Genomic DNA, 21,836 nt, shown 5'->3' on the forward strand with positions numbered 1-21,836 from the left:
GCCAGAAGACCGTTTTCACAGAAGTTTGCGTACACCGTTTAAAATCACGGCAAAGGCCGCATTCAGTGCCTGCCAGGCAATCTCCTCGGTGATCGCTTCATAGGTCGCCAGCACCGCCACAAAGGTGGATTTCTGTGTCGCCAGCAAAGATTCATATTCTCCCGACCGGAAACTGCCTTTACCTTTTTCAATCTCCCAGGTCAGCTGAAGTAAGGCTTCAATCTGCGGGACGGCACTGTTTGCCACCGTATTCCAGTTTGTCCCCAGTGAAGCTTTTGCCGCCGCAATAGCCCTGTCTTTAACATCAAAAATATCACTCATCGTATTCACCTTTATTATTTATTGACTGCTTCTGTACCATTTTTTAATACCAGCTCATAGGTCAGCATCGACTGCATAATCACAGCAACCTGTTTACGCTGAAGAGTGATATACGCCGGAGAATCCTGTTGCGAACAATGCTGCCTTTTATATTTAATCTGATAGAAGATATTTCTCAGGCCAAACATCTGCTGTTCAATTGCAGGATTGTTATTTAAGATTTTGGTGCGGGATTCAATCAGTGCTAAATCCGTTTCAGCGGAATTAAAGAACGCACTGTCGGGTTCAGAAAGGGGGGAAATCAGCAAAAGCGGTTGCCCTGCGACCACGGACGCCGCATGGCAGGCGACAACCGGCGAGGCGGGTTGCGTATTGTCAGTCATTGCCTGCGCAGTCCAGGCCACAAATTGACGGTCGGCTTTGCTCTGGAAGTCAGTAATTTGTTTATCTAAAGCAGGGTCATACTGGTGCGTGGAACAACCGGCCATCGTCATTACGACAATAAAAATCGCGATCCCGGCTTTCATTATTGATTTCAAAATGCCTCTCCTGTGACTGATTCCGAAGGTGGACATTATTCCATTGTCCTCGCCATCAAAAATTAGTCACAAGAGAAGACCGGCGCAACCGGTCAGTTAATCATTTCCAATCAAATGCTAAAGTCATTTTTATCATTAAAATAAAAAACCTGTGGATGATTATTTTAATTTCTGGCTGGCTTGCCATCGCGTACCATTATCATTGATAACGTCGTATTCCACTTTATCTGACAGGTTTTTCCCTGCCGGAATTTCCACCCGCTCTGAAGTGAAAGGCGCCACCATCACACCGGATAACTCCGTCTCTCCCGAGCGAAGTGAAGAAAGCGTCAGGTGCCACGGCGTCGGATTTTGTATCAACAGTGTTTTACTGCCCGCCTCACGGTCGATGCTGAACTGCAATTTCTGTGCATCACTTTCCTTAAGCTCCCCCACTTTTTCCGGCCTGACAAACACCTTCATGCGGATTTTTAACGGCAGCACGACGCGTTTTTCACCTTTATGCTGCGCTTCGGTATTTGGCGGAATTTGATAAATATTCAGCCAGTATAGACTTTCGCGATCCTGTGGCAGACTTCCGGCTGAAACCATCAACAGCCGGATATTGCGCATTTCCCCCGGTTTCATTTTAAATACCGGCGGATTGATCACAACAGGCGTGTGGACCTTATCCGAGCTCACCGTCGGGTCACCGTTATCCGTCCAGACCTGTACCACTACCGGTTCTTTCTCGGAATTCACTAATGACAGTGATTCGGCGATACTTCCCGAGTTGAACACCACGCGGGTCTTTTCCGCATTAACCACCGCGCTGGCGTGAAACGCCGTGCAACAGAGCATAATCCCCGCCGCAACGGTGACTTTATTGAAAACTGACCACCACTTGTAACTGCGCATTGACGCTCCCCGCTGTCACTGTTTCGCCACTGATTGCCTCCAAAGACGCCGTAAAATTTCCGGTGTAGGTTGTTACACCATCCGTAGAGTCGCCCTGACTGGTAGTCAGATCTTTATAGGCGTACCAGCCGCCCAAATTGCCTGTTCTGGTTGTTCTGCTGGGCAGTAAACTAAGGGCTGTGCCGCTTTCATTATAGATTTTGATCCCTACGCCAGATGCCGAGCCGCTGCTCCCGTAATTAGTATCCAGCAAATGTGTAAGCCCTCCGGAACTGGTCGTCAGCCCGAGATTAGTTGCTGCTGTGACAGCCGTGGGTTGGTTGACCAGAAAACCCATTGCAACAGCGGTTGATGCTGCAGTTGTACCAACACTGGAGACAGCAGCATCTTCACATTTCAGGCTAATTGAAAATGAACTCTGGCTGGTTTCCCCACTATTTAAAGATGAAATACTCATCGTCGGTAATAATACGACTGAAGGGTAATCTTTTACCAAACACATAGCGCCACGCACAAAGGTGACATTTTGGTACATTGAAATCTGTCCAGGCCAGTTATTATAATATCCCGTGATGACAGTCTCTAATGCGCCATCAACTAAGGAAGCGGTGTTTAAACCAGGGGCGCGAAAGGCGATAAACCCTGATGCTACTGAACCATAGCTATATATTGCGCTTGAATTCCCTGCCGTATAGGCCGTTGAATCAGTTTTAAAAACTTCCACGAAAGTGTCAGAAAATGCACTGGCCGGAATGTAAATATAAGTATCATCCTGAACCCACTCATCCGAAGTAAGTGTTCTTGCCTGCCACCCACTCTCGTAATATTTACCCGTTTTCATATTTGTTAACCTGACAGCAACCCCATTAACATAGGTATGATACGCACTCTCAATATCGGTAGTTAACGTCCTGCCTGCATAAAGATAATATGATTGAGTGACATACAATTCTTCTAAAGAACCTGCATCTGCTAGTGCACAGCGATATAATATCTGATTAGAGGTGTATGCCTTAGAGTTTGAAGCTGTCAGGAAACTTGCTGTTGACGTGGCAAGTAAAGTTCCTCCCGGCATGAAATCGCTGCTTGTACTCAATGAAATAACAGATGGCAATCCGCTGGGACCATTCAAAAAATTACCACCACCGGCCCAGGTAGTCGCGGTATATCCTGCAGCAATCACCTCACTTGACAGAAGAGATGTGCTGGTGACCCTTGTGCAATCCGCATGCGTTATTAACGGAGCTAACAGTAATACGCCGGTAATAAGACTACGTAGTTTAATCATTATTTCCCCACAAACTCGAATTCACATGGCAGCGTCAGCTGTAAAAATTCATTATCATCACTCGCAGGTAACAGATAATTAATCCGGCACTGCTCTGACTTTTCCTTACCCCATGAAACAAACAGCACGCCGGAACGATCATTAATACGTGCGTAAATCTGCCCGGCCTGACCGACCATGCCTATATTATTTCCGTCTTTATTGGTTACGTCCGCGCCCATCGGGATCATCTGACCGCCATCGAGCGTAGTGTTAATTAATACTTGTTTACCGGAGACCGTTTCAAAATTAATCTGAACAATGGCACCGGAATAAGGCACGACCTGCTGACTCCCACCCTGAATATCCACACTGGAATTTAGCCCTCTGGGGTCAATGCTGACGGTATTATATTGATAAGGCGATAACGAAGGCATAATAGCATACCCGAAGCTATCTATTTTCGCGCCCTGCCCGTTTTTAATCTCTGCCCCTTTGGCGCCTTTGGCTTTCACCAGCGCAAACGTATCACTGACATAAGGTCCGTAGGTCACTCCCCCCGGATGAATAAGCAGCGTACCCGATGTGCCCAATCCATACTGTTTATAACCCGTGCCCTGCGAATAAGATCCACGGAACGTTCCTTTAGAGGTATTTTGTTGCAGTGAACCACCCCAGGTCATTTTATTACCGTTTTCCTGGTAATTTTCTACACCGCTGTATACAGAATAAGAAGAATTACTCTTCTCACCGAAGCTGCCCGATACACTGGTGGTCGCGGACTCAGAGCTTTTATTTTTCGCCACGTTGAATGCCACATTCGACCGTGAATCCCCCCAGTCCAGCGGCATTGAGAAGCCGATTGAAATGGTGTTCTCTGTATATTTCTGACGATTATCACTATTATCCGCGTCGCTGTAGTAGTTGCTGCGGGTACTGTAACTGGTGCGCTGTCTGCCAACGTTGATGTTATAGCTGATCTTTTTATAGCTATTGCTGTAGCCCAGCTGCATCTGAGTAATACGTGAATTATTACTGTAATAATCTGAAGTACTGGCATTCAGCGAAAGTGACCCGAACGTATTAAAACTTTGGGCGATGGTCGCGCTGAACTGATTTTTCTGATTCAACGTATCCGAATAGTAAGTGGTGGTATTTTCAGCGGCTCGCCTTACACCCAGCACATCCTGCAAATCCCGGAAACCTTTAGTCGAGTAGCGGTATGCCGCCAGCGTCAGATTAGTGCCGGTAGTAAAAGTCTTGCTGTAACTGGCTTCCGCACGCCAGCCTGACTGGGTTTTATTATTTTCAGCGACGGCATGTGAATAAGTGGTATTGAGTCCAATAGCCCCAAATTGTGTTGCCATGACGCCACCCAGCAAATAAGCCTCGTAGTCTTTCGCCAGACGAATACCGGCATTACCCGTGAAACGATTGCTTATCCCCCGTTGCAGGACACCTTCTACAAATTCATTATCCACACTGTAATACTGCCGCACTTTCCCAAGGGCAAGTTCATAGTTCCATGAGCCAGGGCGAATAGAATCTGGCACCGCAGAATAGGGAACGGTAAAAGAGGATGTCTGCCCGTTAGCTTCAATGACCGTGACCTGAAGATCGCCCTGGCCTTTGGTATTAGACAAATCGTCGATTACAAAGGGACCTGGCGAAACCACGGTTTCATAAATGGTTTTTCCGAGCTGGCTGACCACAACGCGCGCAGTGGTACTGGCAACGCCGCGAACTTCTGGCGCATAGCCGCGTTTACCCTGAGGCATCATTCGGGTATCACTGGCGAGTTTGACGCCATTGAAAGACAGGCTGCCAAACAGGCTGCTGTTGGTATAACTGTCACCCAGCGTCACCAGGGAATTAATTGATGGCAGAGGTCGCTGTGCATTGGTGCGCACGCTGGTCCATTTATGACTGGTGCGACCGTTATTATCGGTATAGCGCAGATTTGACTGATTTCTTAATTGCCAAAGACCAATATTGGTGCCGCTGTTCAGTCCGCTCCACAGATTTTTAGTTTTATAACCACCGGTGTTGCTGGTCTCATAATAATTCGTGTTGTGCTTAACAAATAACCCCAGGCCGCCGCTGTCCCACTGAGAGACAGGAATATAACCCCGTGGCTGACGGTAAAGTAAGCTCTGCGGGATCAGCAGTTTCAGTTTCTGCGTTGACTGTTCCAGTTCCCATGATGAGGCTTTTGAAAGATCGGAAAACCACATACATTGTTTACCAACAGGTATTAAGCTGACTGCATCCACTTTTAGCTGGATCAGTTTTATAGCTTCAGCATTCAGGCAAGGCTGAACAGCGACATTATCACCCTCAGATTTACGGCTAAAGGTGATCTCAGTATTTTCTTTAACAAGCTTATTATTGACATAGAGATCTACGCGATAGGTTCCCGCATCCGCCGAGACAACCTTTTCGTTAAGTTTATCCAGATTCACTGATACGCCAGAACCCTGCAGCAAGCTGGGATCAAAATAGAAATCTTCAGCTAACGCCACGGGACTGTAATTAGAGAGAATACATAAAGTTAATAGCGATGGCGTCAGTATTTTATGATTAGTGACTAATTTCATATTCGTGGCTCATCCTTGCACCCTGATCATTGAGATAATCAACAATTACTGTCGCACCTTTAATATCCTGGATTTTTTTGAACAGAACGCTTCCTTTGGAAAACGGCGCAATCATTTCCGTTTTTTGTTTGTAAACCTGTTTTCCATGTTTAATTCTCACATCAATCACTGATGCATAAAATGGAGAGTGATTTTCAATATTGATGACTGTCCCGCCATTTTTTAATTGAGAAGTGACATTAATTTCATCAAAAAATGTTTTACTTCCGGAGGCAATGGCAACGGGTCTGTAAAAAACCTTCACACGGTTTTTTAACATGATTAGCATTTTATTCTTTTGTTGAGCACTTACTTCACCCGCATTCACCGGGGGTATTTGCAGAAAATTAAAGTAAAAAACAGATTCCCGGTCCTGCGGCAAATTCACGCTGCCATTAAAGGCAATACGGAGCACCTGTCCGCCGTTTGCTGCAATTCGAAAGAGTGCCGGCGAAGCAAAAAACGGAGCCTTACCTGTTGTGGGTGTTGACTCAGTATCTCCATCATCCAGCCATGTTTGCACGGCATAAGGAATGATATCTTTATTACGAAATTCAACGTCTACTGAAGCGTTATCTGAGGGGTAAATAATCCGGTTGCCAATCATAGTGACACTGGCAGATGCCATTACAGAGAATAGTGATAATATCAACAACAGAAATAAACCAGTTGTTTTTTTAATCAGATTGCGATTATTAAACATATGAACATTAAACTTATAATTTTATCGGATATCAGTGGCACGCCGCATGATATAAAATAAGATGGCAGCGTTCTGCCATCTTGCGATTATTTAACGCTTACTGATAAGTCACTGCATATTGCAGTGAAGCCGCAACAGTACCTGCTGTAGCAACATCAGTCGCATAATATTGAGCGGTATATGTCGCGGTCGAAGCCGTGTCACCTGCAGCTAAAGTCAGATCGCCTTCGGCCGTATAGGTTGAACTTAAGTCAATCTCAGTGCCTTTTGTATCCAGAATTTGAACTGTTACGTTTTCTGCTGTACCAGTATTACCTAAAGTGCCATTGGTCGTTTCAACCAAATTGCCGACAAATACCGTGCTAATAGCTGTTGAGTCAGTACTACCTGTGCAACCACTCACACCCATTTCGAACGTCGTCGCGCCCGCTACGTCACCTGACGCAGATAAATCAGACGTTGAGACAGTAGGTAATAAAATAATTGGCGCAGTGTCATTACCATTTACGGTCAATGAACAGGTTTCATCAGTGACTTCGCCCTGAAACGAAATAGTGTTATCAGATACGGCAGATGCCGTCATTGAATAACCCGCTACCAGTAAACCACAAGCCACTAAAATTTTCTTATTCACGTCTTTTCTCCGTTAGATTAATTTCCTTCTGGCAGGTCCCTTCGCCGGGTACGCTGCCAGTGCTAGTCACTATAAAGTCACGACCTTTTTCGGCAATCAATCTCGTCAAAAACGCATAAATTAGTGAATTATTCTTCTGGTATGAGTTATTTCATACACTAATCCACTAAATTGATGTAGATCCGTTTTCCTGCCAGAGAAATAATCTGCAATTTTCATTAACATCTCAAAAACATATTCCAGCCTTACGATTTCTTAACTAGGAATATTCTAAATATAATTAAACGCCCGCCTATAAACTGCGCCATTAAGATGATTAACAGATCGCAAAATAATCATTCGGCGTGTTATTTAACCGGAAATATCAATTACAACCAGATTGAATATTTTCAGAATGATATTTATGTCAGGACTGCGTAAATATTGATGTCGCTCAAGAATCACTAAAAACGCTCAAATGGGAAAACCATGGCGATATTGATGTGCTTTAGACAAGCAGATGCGAGATAGAAGATGGAAATCATGAGAGATGAAAATAAAGCGGATTGACCCGATGATGGAGGTACAAAGAAAAAGGGGCACAAGGCCCCTGTCTGACACGCTCAGGAAGTGATTTTATCAATATCCACCGGCCTGCCGTAAAACCAGCCCTGTCCGACAATGCGTGGATATTCTTTCAGGAAAAAGTCCGCCTGATGCTGTTCTTCTATTCCTTCCACAATAATGGTCGCACCGGTCTGGGCGAGCATTTCCAGCATCATTTTCAGCATTTTGAAACTGACTGACTGACTGCCAACAGAATCGGTGAAGATCTTGTCAATCTTAATAAAATCAAACGATAACTTGCTCAGATAATCCAGATTTGAATAACCGGTACCGAAATCATCCAGCGCAATGCGGTAGCCGTAATCTCTCAGCCGGGCTAATGACTCTTTGAGCAGCCGATGGTCTGCCGTCGAACGTTCCGTGATTTCTAAGACGATTTGCTTCCGATGAAGCCTGCTTTTATCGACCTCTTCTTCGAGAAACACCCTGAAATCCGCCTCAGTCACATCCGCGGTAGTGATGTTAATACTCACAAATAGAGCGTTATTCTCCCGCAAGAGTGGTGCGATTTCTGTCAGCGTCCGCTTGACGACAGACCGGGTGAGCGCCTTAATCTGATGTGTCGACTCAGCCAGTTTGATAAATACATCCGGTGGTATATTGTCGCCGTTTACCTCTTTCCAGCGGGCCAGCGCTTCGTACCCAATCACCCTGCCGGTATCAATATCCACAAAGGGTTGATAGTTGATATAAATGTCATCCCGGCTGATCGCCATCCTGAGTTTATTCTGTAATGAACGGGTATTACTGATGTATTGCAGGAGTGCGAAGGTAAACATTCCACCGGCTGCTAATGCTGCCAGAATAATAAAGACAGTCGCCGTGGCTGAAAGAGAGAAAAGTCCGATCTGAGTATTTCTGGCCATCACGCAAATATCATATCGATTACTGCATTCCGTGAACCGGGCTTTGTACCACCACGCAAAACCCTGGATTTCGTTAACATCCCGCACCAGTCCGGCGGTGTCGCCAAACAGCCTGAAGACATGGTCGTGCCGGTGGTTGATCAGCACGGCACCGAAGCCGTTGTATGGAACATAAATGTCACGAAATGCAGCCGGTGTCGGGAAAAGCAGAACGTTCTTCGATTCCATCATATCGGCGGTGATCCGCGGGTCGACAATGCCGCTGAAGGATGTCCATATGCGCTGACCATAACGGGTGATGGCATCGGGCACCGACATCGTCACCGGCTCCGGTAAACGGCCGCGCATCGCCGTACATTTCAGCTGGTGATCACGGATGTAGCCAATGTCTGAGATAAATACCGAGGTAAATGAGAGATAACGAATTTCATCGAGAAATTTATCACTGCATGTTTCATCGCGTATGGCATTCACTTTACTGACGATTTTACCGGACTCATCAGCAACTTCCAGTCCGCGCGTCATGATGTGTCGGGCATAGGAAGCCAGATAGTCGCGATCATACGTCGCGATGACGAGATGTGTGACAATCAGGATAAATGTGGCTACCAGCAAGGTACCTGACAGAAATAATAAAGGCCGGCCAACAGATTTTGCGGTTTTCATGGTGTGCCTGAAATGAAAGTATTGATGCAATATTATTTTAAAGAAACCGGCGGATACTCGCCAAACTTGCTTCCGGCAAGTGCCATGAACTGACTGAATGCCACATTATTACTCACTTTAAGTTTATCCATAATGATGTGCTTCACCCGGCTGATGCGTCGATATTGGGTTTTCATTTTCGTCGCAATTTCAGTAATGCTCATTTGCTGGCTGAACATAATCAGCACTTCCCATTCATAATCGCTTAGCATTTCGAAATCGTAACGAAGTTTCCTGTCTTCGTAAAAGAGTACGCTCACCATGCTCGTTGCATTAAGGATTTGCGCTGCGGAAGCACGGCAGCCCTCAACGCCTAATTGTTTCATATAGATAGCATCTGCATTACTCTGAATCAGTAAAGCAGGAATTTCTATTTCAGTATGAATAATCATATCAATGGCGGGGAATTGTGCTTTAAGTTTTCTTAAGAAATCCAGGCCTTCAATAATAGACGTATTGACATCATAAACCTCACTGAAAACCACATCCAATTTTCGTAATTCCAGCAAAGACTTGAGGGATATGAAATTAGAAAGTGTGCCTTCAATAATAATGTCACTCTCTTCTCTCAGGATCTGCGACATTACATCACTGACCATCGAAAGTGGTTCCATAATTGCCACTTTCTCTCTTCTTTTCCACGCCATTAATTATTCCTTACTTTGATTAAATCCTCGCTTTATTTTATCAAGCCACTTTTGGAATTTTGATCTGGGAATAAATTTTAAGATTAGGTTAATAATTTCGAAAAAACCAGCGAGCGTGGGCAATATCCCAAATAATGTCAGATGTTTGTATTATTTCAGGATAAAAATCTGCCAGAATCCTTACTAAACAAAGTTTAAACAAGATAGCAATAGAATGGTAACTAGGAATGTTCTTATTGAAATTAAACCGGGTGGAATTTTTTTGCTGCCAAAGCTGGCCTCAGCAGGCCAGTTTGGGGGTGAATTTTGACAGTGAGCAGCTCGGCTGGCTCCTCAGCGAATTAACTCAGAACAAGTCCCTTTGCCATATGTACGGCTCTGTCGCACATATGGTCAATCACGTCCGCATCGTGGCTCACCAGAATCATGGTCAGGTCACTGCTGGCTTTAAGATCGTTGAGCAGGTTAAGGATTTCCGCCTGCACTGACATATCGAGCGCAGACGTGGGTTCATCGAGCAATAACAGCTTAGGCTTAAGCAACAGCGCGCGCACAATCGCCACGCGCTGGCGCTGGCCACCGGAAAGCTGATGCGGATAACGGTGCATCAGCGCCGTATCCAGCCCGACCTGACGGAATCCTTCAGCAATCTTTTGTTCGATATCCTGCTCTTTGAGAATTTTTAATGGCTCAGCCAGCGTGCGCAGCAACTTGTGTTTCGGGTGCAGCGAGGCGTACGGATCCTGAAACACCATCTGTACGTCACGGCGCAGACTGCCGGTGAACGGCTTGCCGGGTTTTACTTTATGATCGAGCAGCGTCAGACCGCCGTCCCAGTAACCGTTAAGCCCCGCCAGTACCCACAAAAGAGAAGATTTACCGCAACCGGACGGCCCGACCAGCCCGAAGCACTCACCTTTATTAATCGTCAGGTTGACGTTATGTACCACGGTGCGGACTTCAACGCCCTGACGGTGGGACACGCTCAACTGATGCAGTTCAGCAATTGCCTCACTCATGATTCGGCTCCTGTTTTAAAGAGGCCAGCAGCGCGCGATCCAGCACCGGCAGGCGTTCGCCGTGGGTAAATTTGCTCGGTCTGCACGACCATAACGTGTGGGTATACGGATGCGTGGCATGTGCCAGCTGATCTGCAGGCAATTCATCGAGCAGTTCGCCTTTGTACATTACCAGCACGCGCTCGCAGTAGTGCGCCACCTGTTGCAGGTCGTGGCTGATCAGGATCAGCCCCATGTTGCGCTGTTCGACCAGACGCTGGATTAAGCCCAGCACCTGTTCGCGCATGTCAAAATCCAGCGCTGACGTAGGTTCATCGGCAATCAGCCACTGCGGATCGTTGATCAGCGCAATCGCCAGCATCACGCGCTGGCCCATCCCGCCGGAAAGCTGATGCGGATATTGCTGTTGCAGAAAAGCCGGATTGGGCAAACCGACGGCATTCAACATGTCGGCTACTTTTTCCTGACGCTCTTTACGCCCGAGACGCGTATGCAAACGCAGCGGTTCTTCGACCTGTTTGCCGATTTTTTGCGTCGGATTCAGCGCATGTTTCGGATCCTGCATCACCATCGAAACACGGTTGCCGCGAAGTTTGTTCCATTCGCGTTCCTTTAACGTCGTCAGGTCGTTATCGCCCAGCGTCAGTTGCGAAGCACGCAGCTGACACGGATGCGGCAGCAGCCCCATCAGCGCACGGGCGGTCAGGGATTTACCGGAACCGGATTCGCCAACCAGCGCCACGCGTTCCTGCCCGACGCTGAGTGAAAGGGATTTCACCAGTTCCAGCGGACGTTCGCCCGGCAGATAAATGGTGAGATCTTTCGCGACAAGTTTGTCGGTATTTAAGGAATCAGTTGCCATGTCGTGGATCCATTTTGTCACGCAGGCCATCGCCCAGCAGGTTGAAAGCCAGGCTGGCAAACAGAATCGCCCCGCCCGGTGCAGCGGCGACCCACCACTGGTCGAAAATTACTTTACTGCCTTCAGCAACCATCGAGCCCCATTCCGCTGTCGGCGGCTGAATACCCATGCCCAGAAAGCCCAGACCGGCGGATGCCAGAATAATGCCGCCGAGGCTGAGTGCGGCCCGCACCACGGCGCTCGGTAAACACAGCGGGAGGATGTGGCCAAACATCAGGCGCAATCCGCCGATGCCCTGCATACGCGCGGCGGCCAGATAATCGCTGCGGCGCAGTGCCAGGGTTTCCGCCCTTGCCTGACGGGCAAACGGCGGCCAGCTGGTAAAGGCCAGCGCCAGCGCCCCGTTCATCAGGCCTGGACCGAGAATAGCCACCAGTGCCAGCGCCATCACCAGACTTGGCAATGACATCACGATGTCGGTCAGACGCATCAGAATGCGCTCGAACCAGCCACCGATATAACCGGCGCTGATGCCGATCAGCAGGCCGACCGGAATGGTCAGCACCAGGATCAGTGACACCAGCAGCAGCGTCGGACGCGCGCCGTAGATCACACGGGACAGCAGGTCGCGGCCAAAACCGTCGGTGCCCAGCCAGTGCTGATGTGAAGGCGGCAGTAAGCGCAGTTCGATGTGCTGAATGTTCGGATCAAACGGTGCCAGTAAAGGTGCGAGCAGCGCGGTAAGCACCAGAATGGCGACCAGCAGCAGACCGACGCTCAGCGTGGTAATGCGTCGCGCAGGCTTCCAGACGTTAGTCTCGACTTCGACCTGCGCAGGCTGTTCAGGGATCATTTGTTGTGTCATAAGCGAAAACTACCGGGTCCGCGGATCGAGCAAATAAGTAAGGGCGTCAGCCAGTGCGTTCAGCAGCACGAAACAGGTACCGATCAGCAGCGTCGAGCCAAGGATAGCTGGGGTATCTGCCGCGAACAGCGCGGTAGTCAGATAACGTCCGACGCCCGGCCAGGCGAATACGGTTTCGGTCAGTACTGCGCCTTCGAGCAGGCTGGCGTAGGAAAGCGAAAGCACGGTGATCAGTGTTCCGAGCACATTCGGGAAGACGTGGCAGAGTAAAACCCTCGCCCTGCCCGCGCCTTTGGAACGCGCCAGAATCACGTATTCTTTGTTCATTTCACCGAGCATCGAGGCGCGCAGAAGACGGGTAATGCCCGCCATCGACAACATCGCCAGCACGGTTACCGGCAGCCACAAATGGCTGATGGCGTTGTAGAACATGTCGCGGTCGCCGGAAAGCCAGGTATCAATCAGCACAAATCCGGTGCGCGGCGTCATGGTGTACATATATAAGTCGTCGAGCCGCCCCGGCCCGCCCGCCCAGTGCAGCACGGCGTAGAACAGCAACAGGCCGAGCAGGCTCAGCCAGAATATCGGCACGGAATACCCGAGCAGCGACACCATTCTGGCGGCGTTATCCAGCCAGCTGCCAGGTTTCCAGACCGCCAGCAGCGCCAGCAAAATGCCGAGCGACCCGCCAAGCAGAATGGCGCAGGAGGCCAGTTCGACGGTCGCCGGGAAAGTGCGCATCAAATCGCTGGCGACCGGCTGCGCGGTAATGCGGGAAATCCCCATATCGCCGTGCGCCAGATGATCCAGATAACGGGCGAACTGCACCGGTACCGACTGGTCGAGACCTAAATCACGACGCACCTGCGCATAGGTCGCTTCACTGGCGTGATCGCCCGCCACCTGAAGTGTCGGGTCAATCGGGGCAAGATGGGAAAGCGTAAAGGTGAACGCCAGCAGGCCGAGCAACGTCAGCGCCAGCGAAATCACGCCGGTCAGCAGACGGCCTGACCAGCGCCAACCCTGCCGGACGAATCCGGCGGGTGTTGAACTGTCTGTCATTACTTGGTGACCTTGCTGTAGAAGACCATGTCAGGGTTGATGCCCTGCACGTAGCCCTTAATGTTGTCACGCACGGCAATCAGGCTTTTAGCCTGTAAACCGATGACAAACGGTGAGTTTTTCTGCACTTCCAGTTGCAGCTGACGATAATCCGCCACGCGTTTAGCCTGATCCGGCTCGGCAATCGCCGCCAGCGTCAGTTTATTGAGCGCAGGAATCGACCAGTTGGCGCGCCATGCCAGCGTTTTGCTGCCATCTTCCGGATTGAAAGCAAACGCGGAAGCATTGGTGTTCGGGTCAAAATAGTCCGGGCCCCATGAAGACATATAAGCGTCGTATTCATGCGCTTTCACTTTAGTGGAAATCTGCGAGCTTAAACCCGGATCGAGTTTAACGGTCACGCCGCCCTGCGCGAAGCTGGCCTGTAGCGCCTGAGCGATGTCCAGATACGGCGGCTGGTTGGCGGTAGACAGTGTGAAGCTGACATTTGTCAGCCCGGCTTTCGCCAGAATCGCTTTGGCTTTGGCCGGATCGTAAGTGTATGGCGTATCGTTCAGCGCCCCCAGATAACCTTCCGGCAGGAAGGCCTGATGCACCTGGAACTGGTTTTTCATCAGGTCATGCGCGATGTGGTTGTAGTCGAACAGGTAACGCGCCGCTTCCCAGAAGGCCGGATTGCCCAGCGCCGGAGACGCTTTGGCGTTGAACTGCATGAAGTACAGTGACGCATATGGCACGGCCAGCGGTTTTACGCCTTTTTTGCCTTCGAGCGCCGCCATCTGATCCGAACCGAGGTTACGTGCCATATCCGCATCGCCCTGCTCAATCAGCAGACGGCGAGCAGCCGGATCCGGTACGTTTTTAATCAGGATAGTTTTCAGCTTCGGCGCGCCTTCAGGAGACGTCGGGTTGGCGGAGAGGATCACCACTTCATGCGGAATATAGTTACGGATCTGATACGGACCGGAACCGGCAGAATGGTTGCTCAGCCACTGATGACCGAGGTCGTCAGCCGTCGCGTTAGCTTTCACCAGTTTGCTGTCGACAATCGAGGATACCGGCGCAGACAGCAGGCTCAGCACGAAAGACGGGCTGACATCAGCAGTCCAGCTGACTTTCACATGCTGATCATCCACCTTCGTCAGGAAGGTATCGACGTTTTTATCAGTCCAGCCCAGCTGAGTCAGAATGAAAGAAGGTTCGAGATTAAGTTTCACCACGCGCGACAGCGAGAAAATCACGTCATCGGCGGTCAGCGGATTACCGCTGGCAAACACGGCTTTCGGCGACAGGGTAAACGTCAGGCTGCGGTTATCTTTGCCCGCTTCCCAGGAACTCGCCAGCGTGGGTTTCAGATCAATCGGGTTATTAGGATCTGACTGTACCAGACGCTGATAAATGTTGTTGAAAGCCTGAACCGTGGTCAGCTCAAAGCCCTGCGCCGGGTCAAAGCTGGAAGTGTCATCAATGGACTGGGCGATGACCAGCGTGTCCGGCGGTGTGGCGGCCTGAACCGCGAAAGTAGCCGCAATAGCCGTAAACAGGACGGACGGTAATAAAGCTTTCATCAGGTCAGACTCTCCAAAGTAGCGAAATTGCTAAAGTTTTGTTGAGTGTAAAGTTTCTTATGGGTGCCAGAAAGTCTGATAAATACTATCGTTATGCTAATTTTGAATAACGTTATCTGATTGGTTATTAAAGCCGCAGGACGGGCTCTGGCGGGGCATTGTTACTGTACAAACGGGGACGAGTTCAGGCAAAGCAGCTGCCCCTGATACAGGGGCCATCAGCGCCTGATTATACGAGGGATCTGAGTAATTTCAGCAGCCAAACCCTGCGGTTTTGGCATACACTTCATTCCTAAATTTCATACTGAGTTATGTGGCGCAGATCACATCTTAATTGTATGATGAATGCATCATTCAACTGGGTGAAACACCATGAGCACTGCAACTTCTCTGGCATTCCAATATATCCGGGCATTTATTCTGATTTATCTGTGTTTATTCGCCGGGAATGCCATTTCATCTCTTCTGCCGCTGACGATTCCGGGCAGCATTATCGGTATGCTGATCTTATTCGCTCTGCTTTCCACACAAATTCTGCCGTTTAAATGGGTCAAACCCGGCTGCAACATTCTGATCCGCTATATGGCGCTGCTGTTTGTGCCCATCGGCGTCGGTGTGATGAACTATTACGAGCAGCTGCGCACGCAGTTCGGCCCGCTGGTGGTGTCGTGTCTGGTCAGTACGATTATCGTGTTACTGGTTGTCGCGTATTGTTCCCACTATATCCACGGTGAACGCGGCGTGGTGACAGACAAAGCGGAGAAAGAAAATGATTGATATTTTGTGGTCGCTGCCGCTGACCCTGCTGGTCTTTTTCGCCACCCGCAAACTGGCTATCAAACTTAAAATGCCGCTGCTGAATCCCTTACTGATGTCGATGGTGGTGATTATCCCGTTACTGCTGGTGACCCATATTCCTTACGCCCGCTATTTCGCCGGCAGTAAAATTCTCAATGATTTGCTGCAACCGGCTGTAGTGGCACTGGCGTTTCCGCTGTACGAACAGCTGCATCAGATCCGCGCCCGCTGGAAATCCATCATCAGCATCTGCTTTATCGGCAGCGTCGTGGCGATGACCACCGGCACCGCCATTGCATTATGGATGGGGGCAACACCACAGATTGCTGCCTCGGTGTTACCGAAATCCGTCACCACACCGATTGCGATGGCGACGGCACAGTCCATTAACGGCATTCCGGCCATCAGCGCGGTCTGTGTGATTTTCGTCGGGATCCTTGGCGCCGTATTTGGTCATACGATCCTGAACATATTAAAAATCACCACCAAAGCGTCACGCGGACTGGCAATGGGCACCGCCTCACACGCCCTCGGCACCGCCCGTTGCGCAGAAATGGATTATCAGGAAGGCGCCTTCAGCTCCCTGGCGCTGGTCATCTGCGGGATCATCACCTCCCTCCTCGCCCCGTTCCTGTTCCCCGTATTACTCGCCATGTTTGGTCATTAACGAATAATCACCTCACTCTACGCCCCTCAAAATAGTTCGGATTGGATCAAGGCGGCAAGTCTGTGAGTCCCGATGAGCTGACAATAAGTCAGTGATTCGGGGGAGCAGACGCAGCCAACGCTGAGACGATTCGAAGCAGGACGAGGAAAAAGATGTATGTCGCCAAACCTTAGAAAGACGACATACAAAGCTGAAAGTACCCGGTTTAAGTACAGTCAGAAAAATGCCTGCCGGCCCGCATTTTGCGGACTGGCAGCAGATTATGAAGAGGATAAAACGGGCGCACGGTGCTGGCGCGCCGGAGGGATTACGAGTTCATCTGGAACAGCGACATACCTTGCATGGAGCTGTAGGTCTTGTACGACGCCTGAAGGGCAACCTGTTGCAGCGTGTAGGTGGAAATCGCTGAGGTCCACTCGGTATCAACCAGATTGCTGAGCTTGGTGGAGTTGGTCACGTCGCGGTTATCACCGAGCGTATCGAGGCTGTCGAGCTCACTCATTTGTGTACCGAGCTCGGAACGCACGGACAACACGTTGTTGAGGGAGTTGCTCAGGCCACGGTTGGCTTTATCGATCGCGTCGGAATATTCAGTATCCGAGGTGTAATCCGCTGAAGGCGTTTTCAGTGCGGTCAGTGCGCCGTCGATCGTCTTGAAGATATCGGATTCGCCGGTCGTGCCGTCTGGCTCTTTCTTCGCATCACCGGTCAGGGAGTTGAAAATCTGATTACCCGTATGGTTGATGGTCATGGTACGGCTGGCATCAACCTGCTGGGTGATCGCCGTATCGCCGCCGGAATACGTCACCGCACCGGTGGTCGGATCCTGTGTGTAAGGCGCGGTATCACTTTTGTAACCGGCGAAAATATAGCGCCCGTTACCGTCGGTACTGTTCGCCATATTCACTAACTGCGATTTCAGACTTTCCAGCTTGGTGGCCAGAGAAGAACGGTCATCGTCACTCAGCGAGCCATCACCGGCCTGCACGATCAGCGTCTGCGCATCCTGAATGGTGGACGTCACGCTCGACAGAATCGATTCTTCCTGACTCATGCTTTGGTTAGCAAAAGTACGCGCAACAGAGAACTGGCTGTTTTCAGACTGCGCCTGACGCACCAGCACGGCCTGTGAAGCCGCCAGCGGATCGTCAGAAGGCTTACTGACTTTCGAGCCGGTAGACAGCTGTAAACCGGTCGCCTGGAAACGGTTCTGCCCATCCAGCACCGCATCCATGTTTTGTTGGTAAATTATATTGGTACTAAGGCGCATGGCATCAGTTCCTTATCAGTTCTGGGATCAGCGGAGATTTATAATGGCGTCGAATATGGTGGATGCGGTCTGCACCACCTGCGCGTTAGCCAGATAATATTGCTGATAACGTTGCAGATCGCCGTATTCCTCATCGAGGTTAACCCCGGAAATAGACTGCTGTTGCGTCGTCAGCTGCGTCACGATATTGCTTTGCGCGGTGCTGGTGGTGGTCAGTGTCGCCACCTGGTTCCCGACGTTACTCACCAGGCTGGCGTAAGCACCGGACAGCGTAGACTTGCCTTCCACCAGTTTGGCGGTCTGCAAGTTCAGTAATTTTTGCGCGTTGGTGTTATCACTCACACCGCTGTCGGCTGCGCTGGCAGCGGCAATCAGTGAAGAATCGGTGATCGCCACACCCATACTTCCCGCCACGTTGCTGACGGTTTTGATGGTGAAGCTGTCATTGGTCGATGGCGTGCCGGAAACAGAAACCGATAATCCGTCGAATTCCATGGTCGGATTGCCGCTGCTGTCGGTGCCTGCCGTTGGCGTGATTTTTGCGCCATCGGAAACGCGGGTCACATCCCAGCTGGTGCCGTTATAGGCCATAGTGTAATCACTGGCTTTCACCGCGGTGGTATCTTTGTACGCCACGCTGACATCGGCGGTGCCGGTGTTTTTGGTGTTACCTACGGTCGTTGCGCCGGTGTAAGAGAAGAAATCTGTCCCTGCGTCACCGTTGAGATCAAAACCGGCTTTGTTGGTGCTGTTGAACGCGTCAGAGAAGGTCAGCGCCAGCTGCCCGAGCTGATTAATGGCCGGCTCGAGGTTGTCTTTACGAAACGCCAGTGTGCCGCCGAGAGATCCGGTGGTCAGACGACTTTCCTGAATTTCAGAAACGGTGCCGTCCGGCTGAGTCATACCGACGGTCAGTTTGGACGGATCCGCGCTGGAAGCCACCGCCACCACCGTTTTAGAGTTGCCGCCGCTCACCAGTGGCGTGCCGTTAGCAAAGGAGACGTTATAAGTATCGCCGTCCTGCTGTGTCACGGTCACACCGGTAATGTCGTTCAGCTGGCTGACCAGCTGGTCACGCTGATCGAGCAGTGCGTTAGGTTCCTGACCGGTGCTGCCACGGGTTGCCGTGATCTGCGTGTTCAGTTTGGCAATCTGCGCCGCATAGGTGTTGATCTGGTCAACGTTCTGCGTGATCTGCTGATTCACCGCGGTGTTCATGTCGTTCAGGTATTTCGCTGAACTGTTGAACTGCGCGGTTAAGCCCTGCGCTTCGCCCAGTACCGCCTGACGTGCCGAGCTGTCGCTGGCATTGCTGGTCAGGGTTTGCAGGCCTTTGAAGAAGGTGGACATGGTGGCGTCGATGCCGGTTGAGCTGTCGCCCAGCAGGTCATCAATTGAGCTTGCCTGATCCAGCTGCGTTGAGAGCGCGCTGCCGGTGGCGCTGGCGCCAAGCAACTGGGTCACTACAAAGGAATTGTATTCACGGTTCACGCCGGTCACGGTCACACCGTTACCGATGTAACCGGCGGAGGTGGAGTTGCCGTTGCTCTGGGTGATGATCGCCGTCTGACGGTTATAACCGGCCACACTGACGTTAGCGATGTTGTTCCCGGTGGTACTGAGCGCGGCCTGCGCTGCGTTCAGTCCGCTCATTGCGGTATTAATTAAGCTACTGGACATGAGTGACCTTTTGTCTGCCGGTGACCTTTTTTACCACCGTGTAATTAAGGGAACTGAATCGGGGCTTTCCCCTTTTCCCATTCTGATCTGGTTATCGGCCTGCACCGCCAAAACTTGAGAAAAAAAACGAGGATTTGGGGATCTAAAAGATATCTTTTAAATCATGGCCATAAGCCTTAACCGCCTGCTCGCCTGCCCCTTTGATTTTCTGAATAACGCTGACCAGTTTGTCGGCATAATTCGGGTCGGTGGCATAGCCTGCACGTTGCAGTTCATGCGCGGCTTGTTCAGGGGTATTGGCGGAGGCGACCTGGGCGTAACGCGGGTTGCTGGTCAGCAGTTTGATGTAATCGCTGATGGCTTCCACGTAAGAGCCGTAAACGCGGAAACTGGCCTGGACTTTTTTCGCCACGCCGTTGGTGTATTCGGTAGTCGTGATATTGGTGGTCGGGCCATCCCAGCTGCTGCCCGCTTTGATACCAAACAGGTTGAAGCTGCGTTTGCCATCGGCGGTCGGAATTTCGCGTTGTCCCCAGCCGGATTCCAGCGCGGCCTGCGCCATGATCAACTGATGCGAAATCCCGCTGTCTTTACTCGCCACCTGCGCCGGAATGCTCAGGCTGGACACAAACTGTCCGCTGTCAGCCGGCAGCGGCGCGCCACCGGTGGTGCGGTCCGGGGCGGTCGGAATGACTTTACGCAGATACTGTTCCATCGCTTGCACCGGCATACTTTTCAGCACTTCACCGTCAAGCGCCATTGGCACCGTACCGGACAGTTCCGAAGGCTGTTTAGAGCCGCCGGTCAGCTGTTCCACCATCATATCGGCCATGCCCAACCCTTTGTCGGACATGTCCTGCGCAATTTGCTGATCGTACATCGATGTATAAAGTTTGGTGGACTGGTTATCGAGAATGCCCCCCTGCGGCAATGCCTGACGCATACTTTTCAGCATCATCTGGACAAAGACGCCTTCAAACTGTTTCGCCACTTCTTTGAGATGCGCCTGCGGATTTTGTCCCACATCCCGCTTCAGTTTGTTGAGGGAATTCGCATCGTACGCCGCCCCTTGCGGGTCGAAAGCACCGGACATCGACATCAGATCGCTCATCAGATAATTTCCAAATCAGCACGCAGGCAGCCGGCTGTTTTCATGGCCTGCAAAATGGACATCAGGTCGATAGGCGTCGCGCCTAACGCGTTCAGGGTACGGACCACGTTGTTCAGGCTGGCGCTGGATCGCACCTGCTGAATAGAGCCGCCGGACTGACGCACGGAAATATTGGTGTTTGGCGTCACCACGGTCTGACCGCCGCCGAACGGCGTGTTTGGCTGGCTGACATCGTTCTGACGATCGACCACCACAGAAAGATTCCCCTGCGCAACCGCACAGTTATCCAGCGTCACATCGCGGTTCATCACCACCGAACCGGTACGGGAGTTGATAATCACTTTCGCGTCCATCGGCCCGACATTCACTTCGATATTCTGAATCTGCGCCAGAATGCGCACCTGCGACGTATTGCCGCGCGGCACGATAACCTGAATATTGCGGGAATCCAGCGCCGACGCGGTGCCCATCCCCTGACGGTTAATGGCGTCGCTGACCTGCTGCGCCAGATTGAAATCTTCATCGTTAAGTTGCAGGTTGATCACGCCTTCGGTGCCGAAGGTGCTTGGCAATTCACGTTCGATGGTTGCACCGCCGGTAATTCGGCCGCCGGACACCTGGTTAACCGTTACGCTGCTGCCACCGGCAGAAGCGCCCGCTCCGCCAACCAGCACATTACCCTGTGCCAGCGCGTAAACCTGGTTATCCACGCCTTTCATCGGCGTCATCAGCAAGGTGCCGCCGCGAATACTTTTGGCGTTACCCATAGAGGAAACTACGACGTCAATCGCCTGTCCGGCACGCGAGAACGCTGGCATTTTGGCAGTCACCATCACGGCGGCCACGTTTTTCAACTGCATGTTGGTGCCGGCCGGAACGGTTATCCCTAACTGAGACAACATGTTGGTCAGCGTCTGGGTGGTGAACGGGGTTTGCGTGGTCTGGTCACCGGTTCCGTCGAGGCCGACGACCAGCCCGTAGCCGATCAGGGCGTTATCACGCACGCCTTGTACCGTCGTCAGATCACGAATACGGTCGGCGGATGCAGGCAGTGCCACCAGGGCGGACATCGCCAGACAGATAACACCGGAAAGTAGTTTTCGCATGATTGCC

The 21,836-nt window shown here is 50.9% G+C and carries 20 protein-coding genes; 2 read left to right on the top strand and 18 right to left on the bottom strand.

Annotated elements, in window-relative coordinates:
* Positions 1-15: 15 nt before the first annotated feature.
* The 14 genes from ACJY2G_RS18585 to ACJY2G_RS18650 form a co-directional block, all read right to left on the bottom strand.
* Complete coding sequence (locus tag ACJY2G_RS18585) at positions 16-321, bottom strand: hypothetical protein (RefSeq protein ID WP_112289838.1); 306 nt, start codon at positions 319-321, stop codon at positions 16-18.
* Between the two features lie 14 nt (positions 322-335).
* A complete protein-coding gene (locus tag ACJY2G_RS18590) occupies positions 336-860 on the bottom strand; it encodes a hypothetical protein (protein WP_430320122.1) in 525 nt (174 codons plus the stop codon).
* A gap of 159 nt (positions 861-1,019) precedes the next feature.
* Positions 1,020-1,757, bottom strand: a complete 738-nt coding sequence (locus tag ACJY2G_RS18595) for a fimbria/pilus periplasmic chaperone (RefSeq protein WP_430320121.1) — start codon at positions 1,755-1,757, stop codon at positions 1,020-1,022.
* Entirely contained in the window at positions 1,723-3,048 is a 1,326-nt protein-coding gene (gene stbD / locus ACJY2G_RS18600) for a fimbrial usher protein StbD (RefSeq protein WP_430320244.1), read from the bottom strand. Before stbD ends, ACJY2G_RS18595 begins: the two co-directional genes overlap by 35 nt.
* Positions 3,045-5,594: a fimbrial outer membrane usher protein gene (locus ACJY2G_RS18605; RefSeq protein WP_430320243.1), complete on the bottom strand. Its 2,550-nt coding sequence runs from the start codon at positions 5,592-5,594 to the stop codon at positions 3,045-3,047. The genes stbD and ACJY2G_RS18605 overlap by 4 nt, the downstream gene beginning before the upstream one ends.
* A gap of 10 nt (positions 5,595-5,604) precedes the next feature.
* Positions 5,605-6,363 (bottom strand): fimbria/pilus periplasmic chaperone, encoded by a 759-nt coding sequence (locus ACJY2G_RS18610; RefSeq protein ID WP_430320120.1) that lies wholly within the window; start codon positions 6,361-6,363, stop codon positions 5,605-5,607.
* A 97-nt stretch (positions 6,364-6,460) separates the two neighbouring features.
* Positions 6,461-6,946, bottom strand: a complete 486-nt coding sequence (locus ACJY2G_RS18615) for a fimbrial protein (RefSeq protein ID WP_112289852.1) — start codon at positions 6,944-6,946, stop codon at positions 6,461-6,463.
* 653 nt (positions 6,947-7,599) lie between these two features.
* Positions 7,600-9,135 (bottom strand): EAL domain-containing protein, encoded by a 1,536-nt coding sequence (locus ACJY2G_RS18620; protein ID WP_430320119.1) that lies wholly within the window; start codon positions 9,133-9,135, stop codon positions 7,600-7,602.
* A gap of 32 nt (positions 9,136-9,167) precedes the next feature.
* Complete coding sequence (locus ACJY2G_RS18625) at positions 9,168-9,821, bottom strand: response regulator transcription factor (protein ID WP_112289827.1); 654 nt, start codon at positions 9,819-9,821, stop codon at positions 9,168-9,170.
* 341 nt (positions 9,822-10,162) lie between these two features.
* Complete coding sequence (locus ACJY2G_RS18630) at positions 10,163-10,840, bottom strand: ABC transporter ATP-binding protein (protein WP_430320118.1); 678 nt, start codon at positions 10,838-10,840, stop codon at positions 10,163-10,165.
* Complete coding sequence (locus ACJY2G_RS18635; protein WP_430320117.1) at positions 10,833-11,702, bottom strand: ABC transporter ATP-binding protein; 870 nt, start codon at positions 11,700-11,702, stop codon at positions 10,833-10,835. The genes ACJY2G_RS18630 and ACJY2G_RS18635 overlap by 8 nt, the downstream gene beginning before the upstream one ends.
* The gene (locus ACJY2G_RS18640; RefSeq protein WP_430320242.1) at positions 11,692-12,555 is read right to left on the bottom strand and encodes an ABC transporter permease; all 864 of its coding nucleotides are present in this window, start codon (positions 12,553-12,555) and stop codon (positions 11,692-11,694) included. The genes ACJY2G_RS18635 and ACJY2G_RS18640 overlap by 11 nt, the downstream gene beginning before the upstream one ends.
* Positions 12,556-12,576: 21 nt before the next feature.
* Positions 12,577-13,629, bottom strand: coding sequence for an ABC transporter permease (locus tag ACJY2G_RS18645; RefSeq protein ID WP_430320116.1), 1,053 nt, complete (start codon positions 13,627-13,629; stop codon positions 12,577-12,579).
* Positions 13,629-15,197: an ABC transporter substrate-binding protein gene (locus ACJY2G_RS18650; RefSeq protein WP_430320115.1), complete on the bottom strand. Its 1,569-nt coding sequence runs from the start codon at positions 15,195-15,197 to the stop codon at positions 13,629-13,631. Before ACJY2G_RS18650 ends, ACJY2G_RS18645 begins: the two co-directional genes overlap by 1 nt.
* A 372-nt stretch (positions 15,198-15,569) precedes the next feature.
* On the opposite strand from ACJY2G_RS18650, the gene ACJY2G_RS18655 reads away from it, so the two are divergent.
* Both ACJY2G_RS18655 and ACJY2G_RS18660 read left to right on the top strand, forming a co-directional pair.
* Positions 15,570-15,974 (top strand): CidA/LrgA family protein, encoded by a 405-nt coding sequence (locus ACJY2G_RS18655; protein WP_430320114.1) that lies wholly within the window; start codon positions 15,570-15,572, stop codon positions 15,972-15,974.
* The gene (locus ACJY2G_RS18660; RefSeq protein WP_112289818.1) at positions 15,967-16,662 is read left to right on the top strand and encodes a CidB/LrgB family autolysis modulator; all 696 of its coding nucleotides are present in this window, start codon (positions 15,967-15,969) and stop codon (positions 16,660-16,662) included. Before ACJY2G_RS18655 ends, ACJY2G_RS18660 begins: the two co-directional genes overlap by 8 nt.
* 307 nt (positions 16,663-16,969) lie before the next feature.
* On the opposite strand, the gene flgL is transcribed toward ACJY2G_RS18660, so the two are convergent.
* The 4 genes from flgL to ACJY2G_RS18680 all read right to left on the bottom strand — a co-directional run bounded on the left by flgL (position 16,970) and on the right by ACJY2G_RS18680 (position 21,829).
* Positions 16,970-17,932 carry a flagellar hook-associated protein FlgL gene (flgL, locus tag ACJY2G_RS18665; RefSeq protein ID WP_120163006.1) on the bottom strand — a complete coding sequence of 321 codons (963 nt, stop codon included), beginning with the start codon at positions 17,930-17,932 and terminating at the stop codon, positions 16,970-16,972.
* A 27-nt stretch (positions 17,933-17,959) separates the two neighbouring features.
* Positions 17,960-19,612: a flagellar hook-associated protein FlgK gene (flgK, locus tag ACJY2G_RS18670; protein WP_129639904.1), complete on the bottom strand. Its 1,653-nt coding sequence runs from the start codon at positions 19,610-19,612 to the stop codon at positions 17,960-17,962.
* 142 nt (positions 19,613-19,754) lie between these two features.
* Positions 19,755-20,723: a flagellar assembly peptidoglycan hydrolase FlgJ gene (flgJ, locus tag ACJY2G_RS18675; RefSeq protein WP_120163008.1), complete on the bottom strand. Its 969-nt coding sequence runs from the start codon at positions 20,721-20,723 to the stop codon at positions 19,755-19,757.
* A complete protein-coding gene (locus ACJY2G_RS18680; RefSeq protein ID WP_120163009.1) occupies positions 20,723-21,829 on the bottom strand; it encodes a flagellar basal body P-ring protein FlgI in 1,107 nt (368 codons plus the stop codon). The genes flgJ and ACJY2G_RS18680 overlap by 1 nt, the downstream gene beginning before the upstream one ends.
* Positions 21,830-21,836 lie beyond the last annotated feature (7 nt).

This window comes from Rahnella sp. ATs2 (genome assembly GCF_051851855.1).
Lineage (GTDB): Bacteria > Pseudomonadota > Gammaproteobacteria > Enterobacterales > Enterobacteriaceae > Rahnella > Rahnella variigena.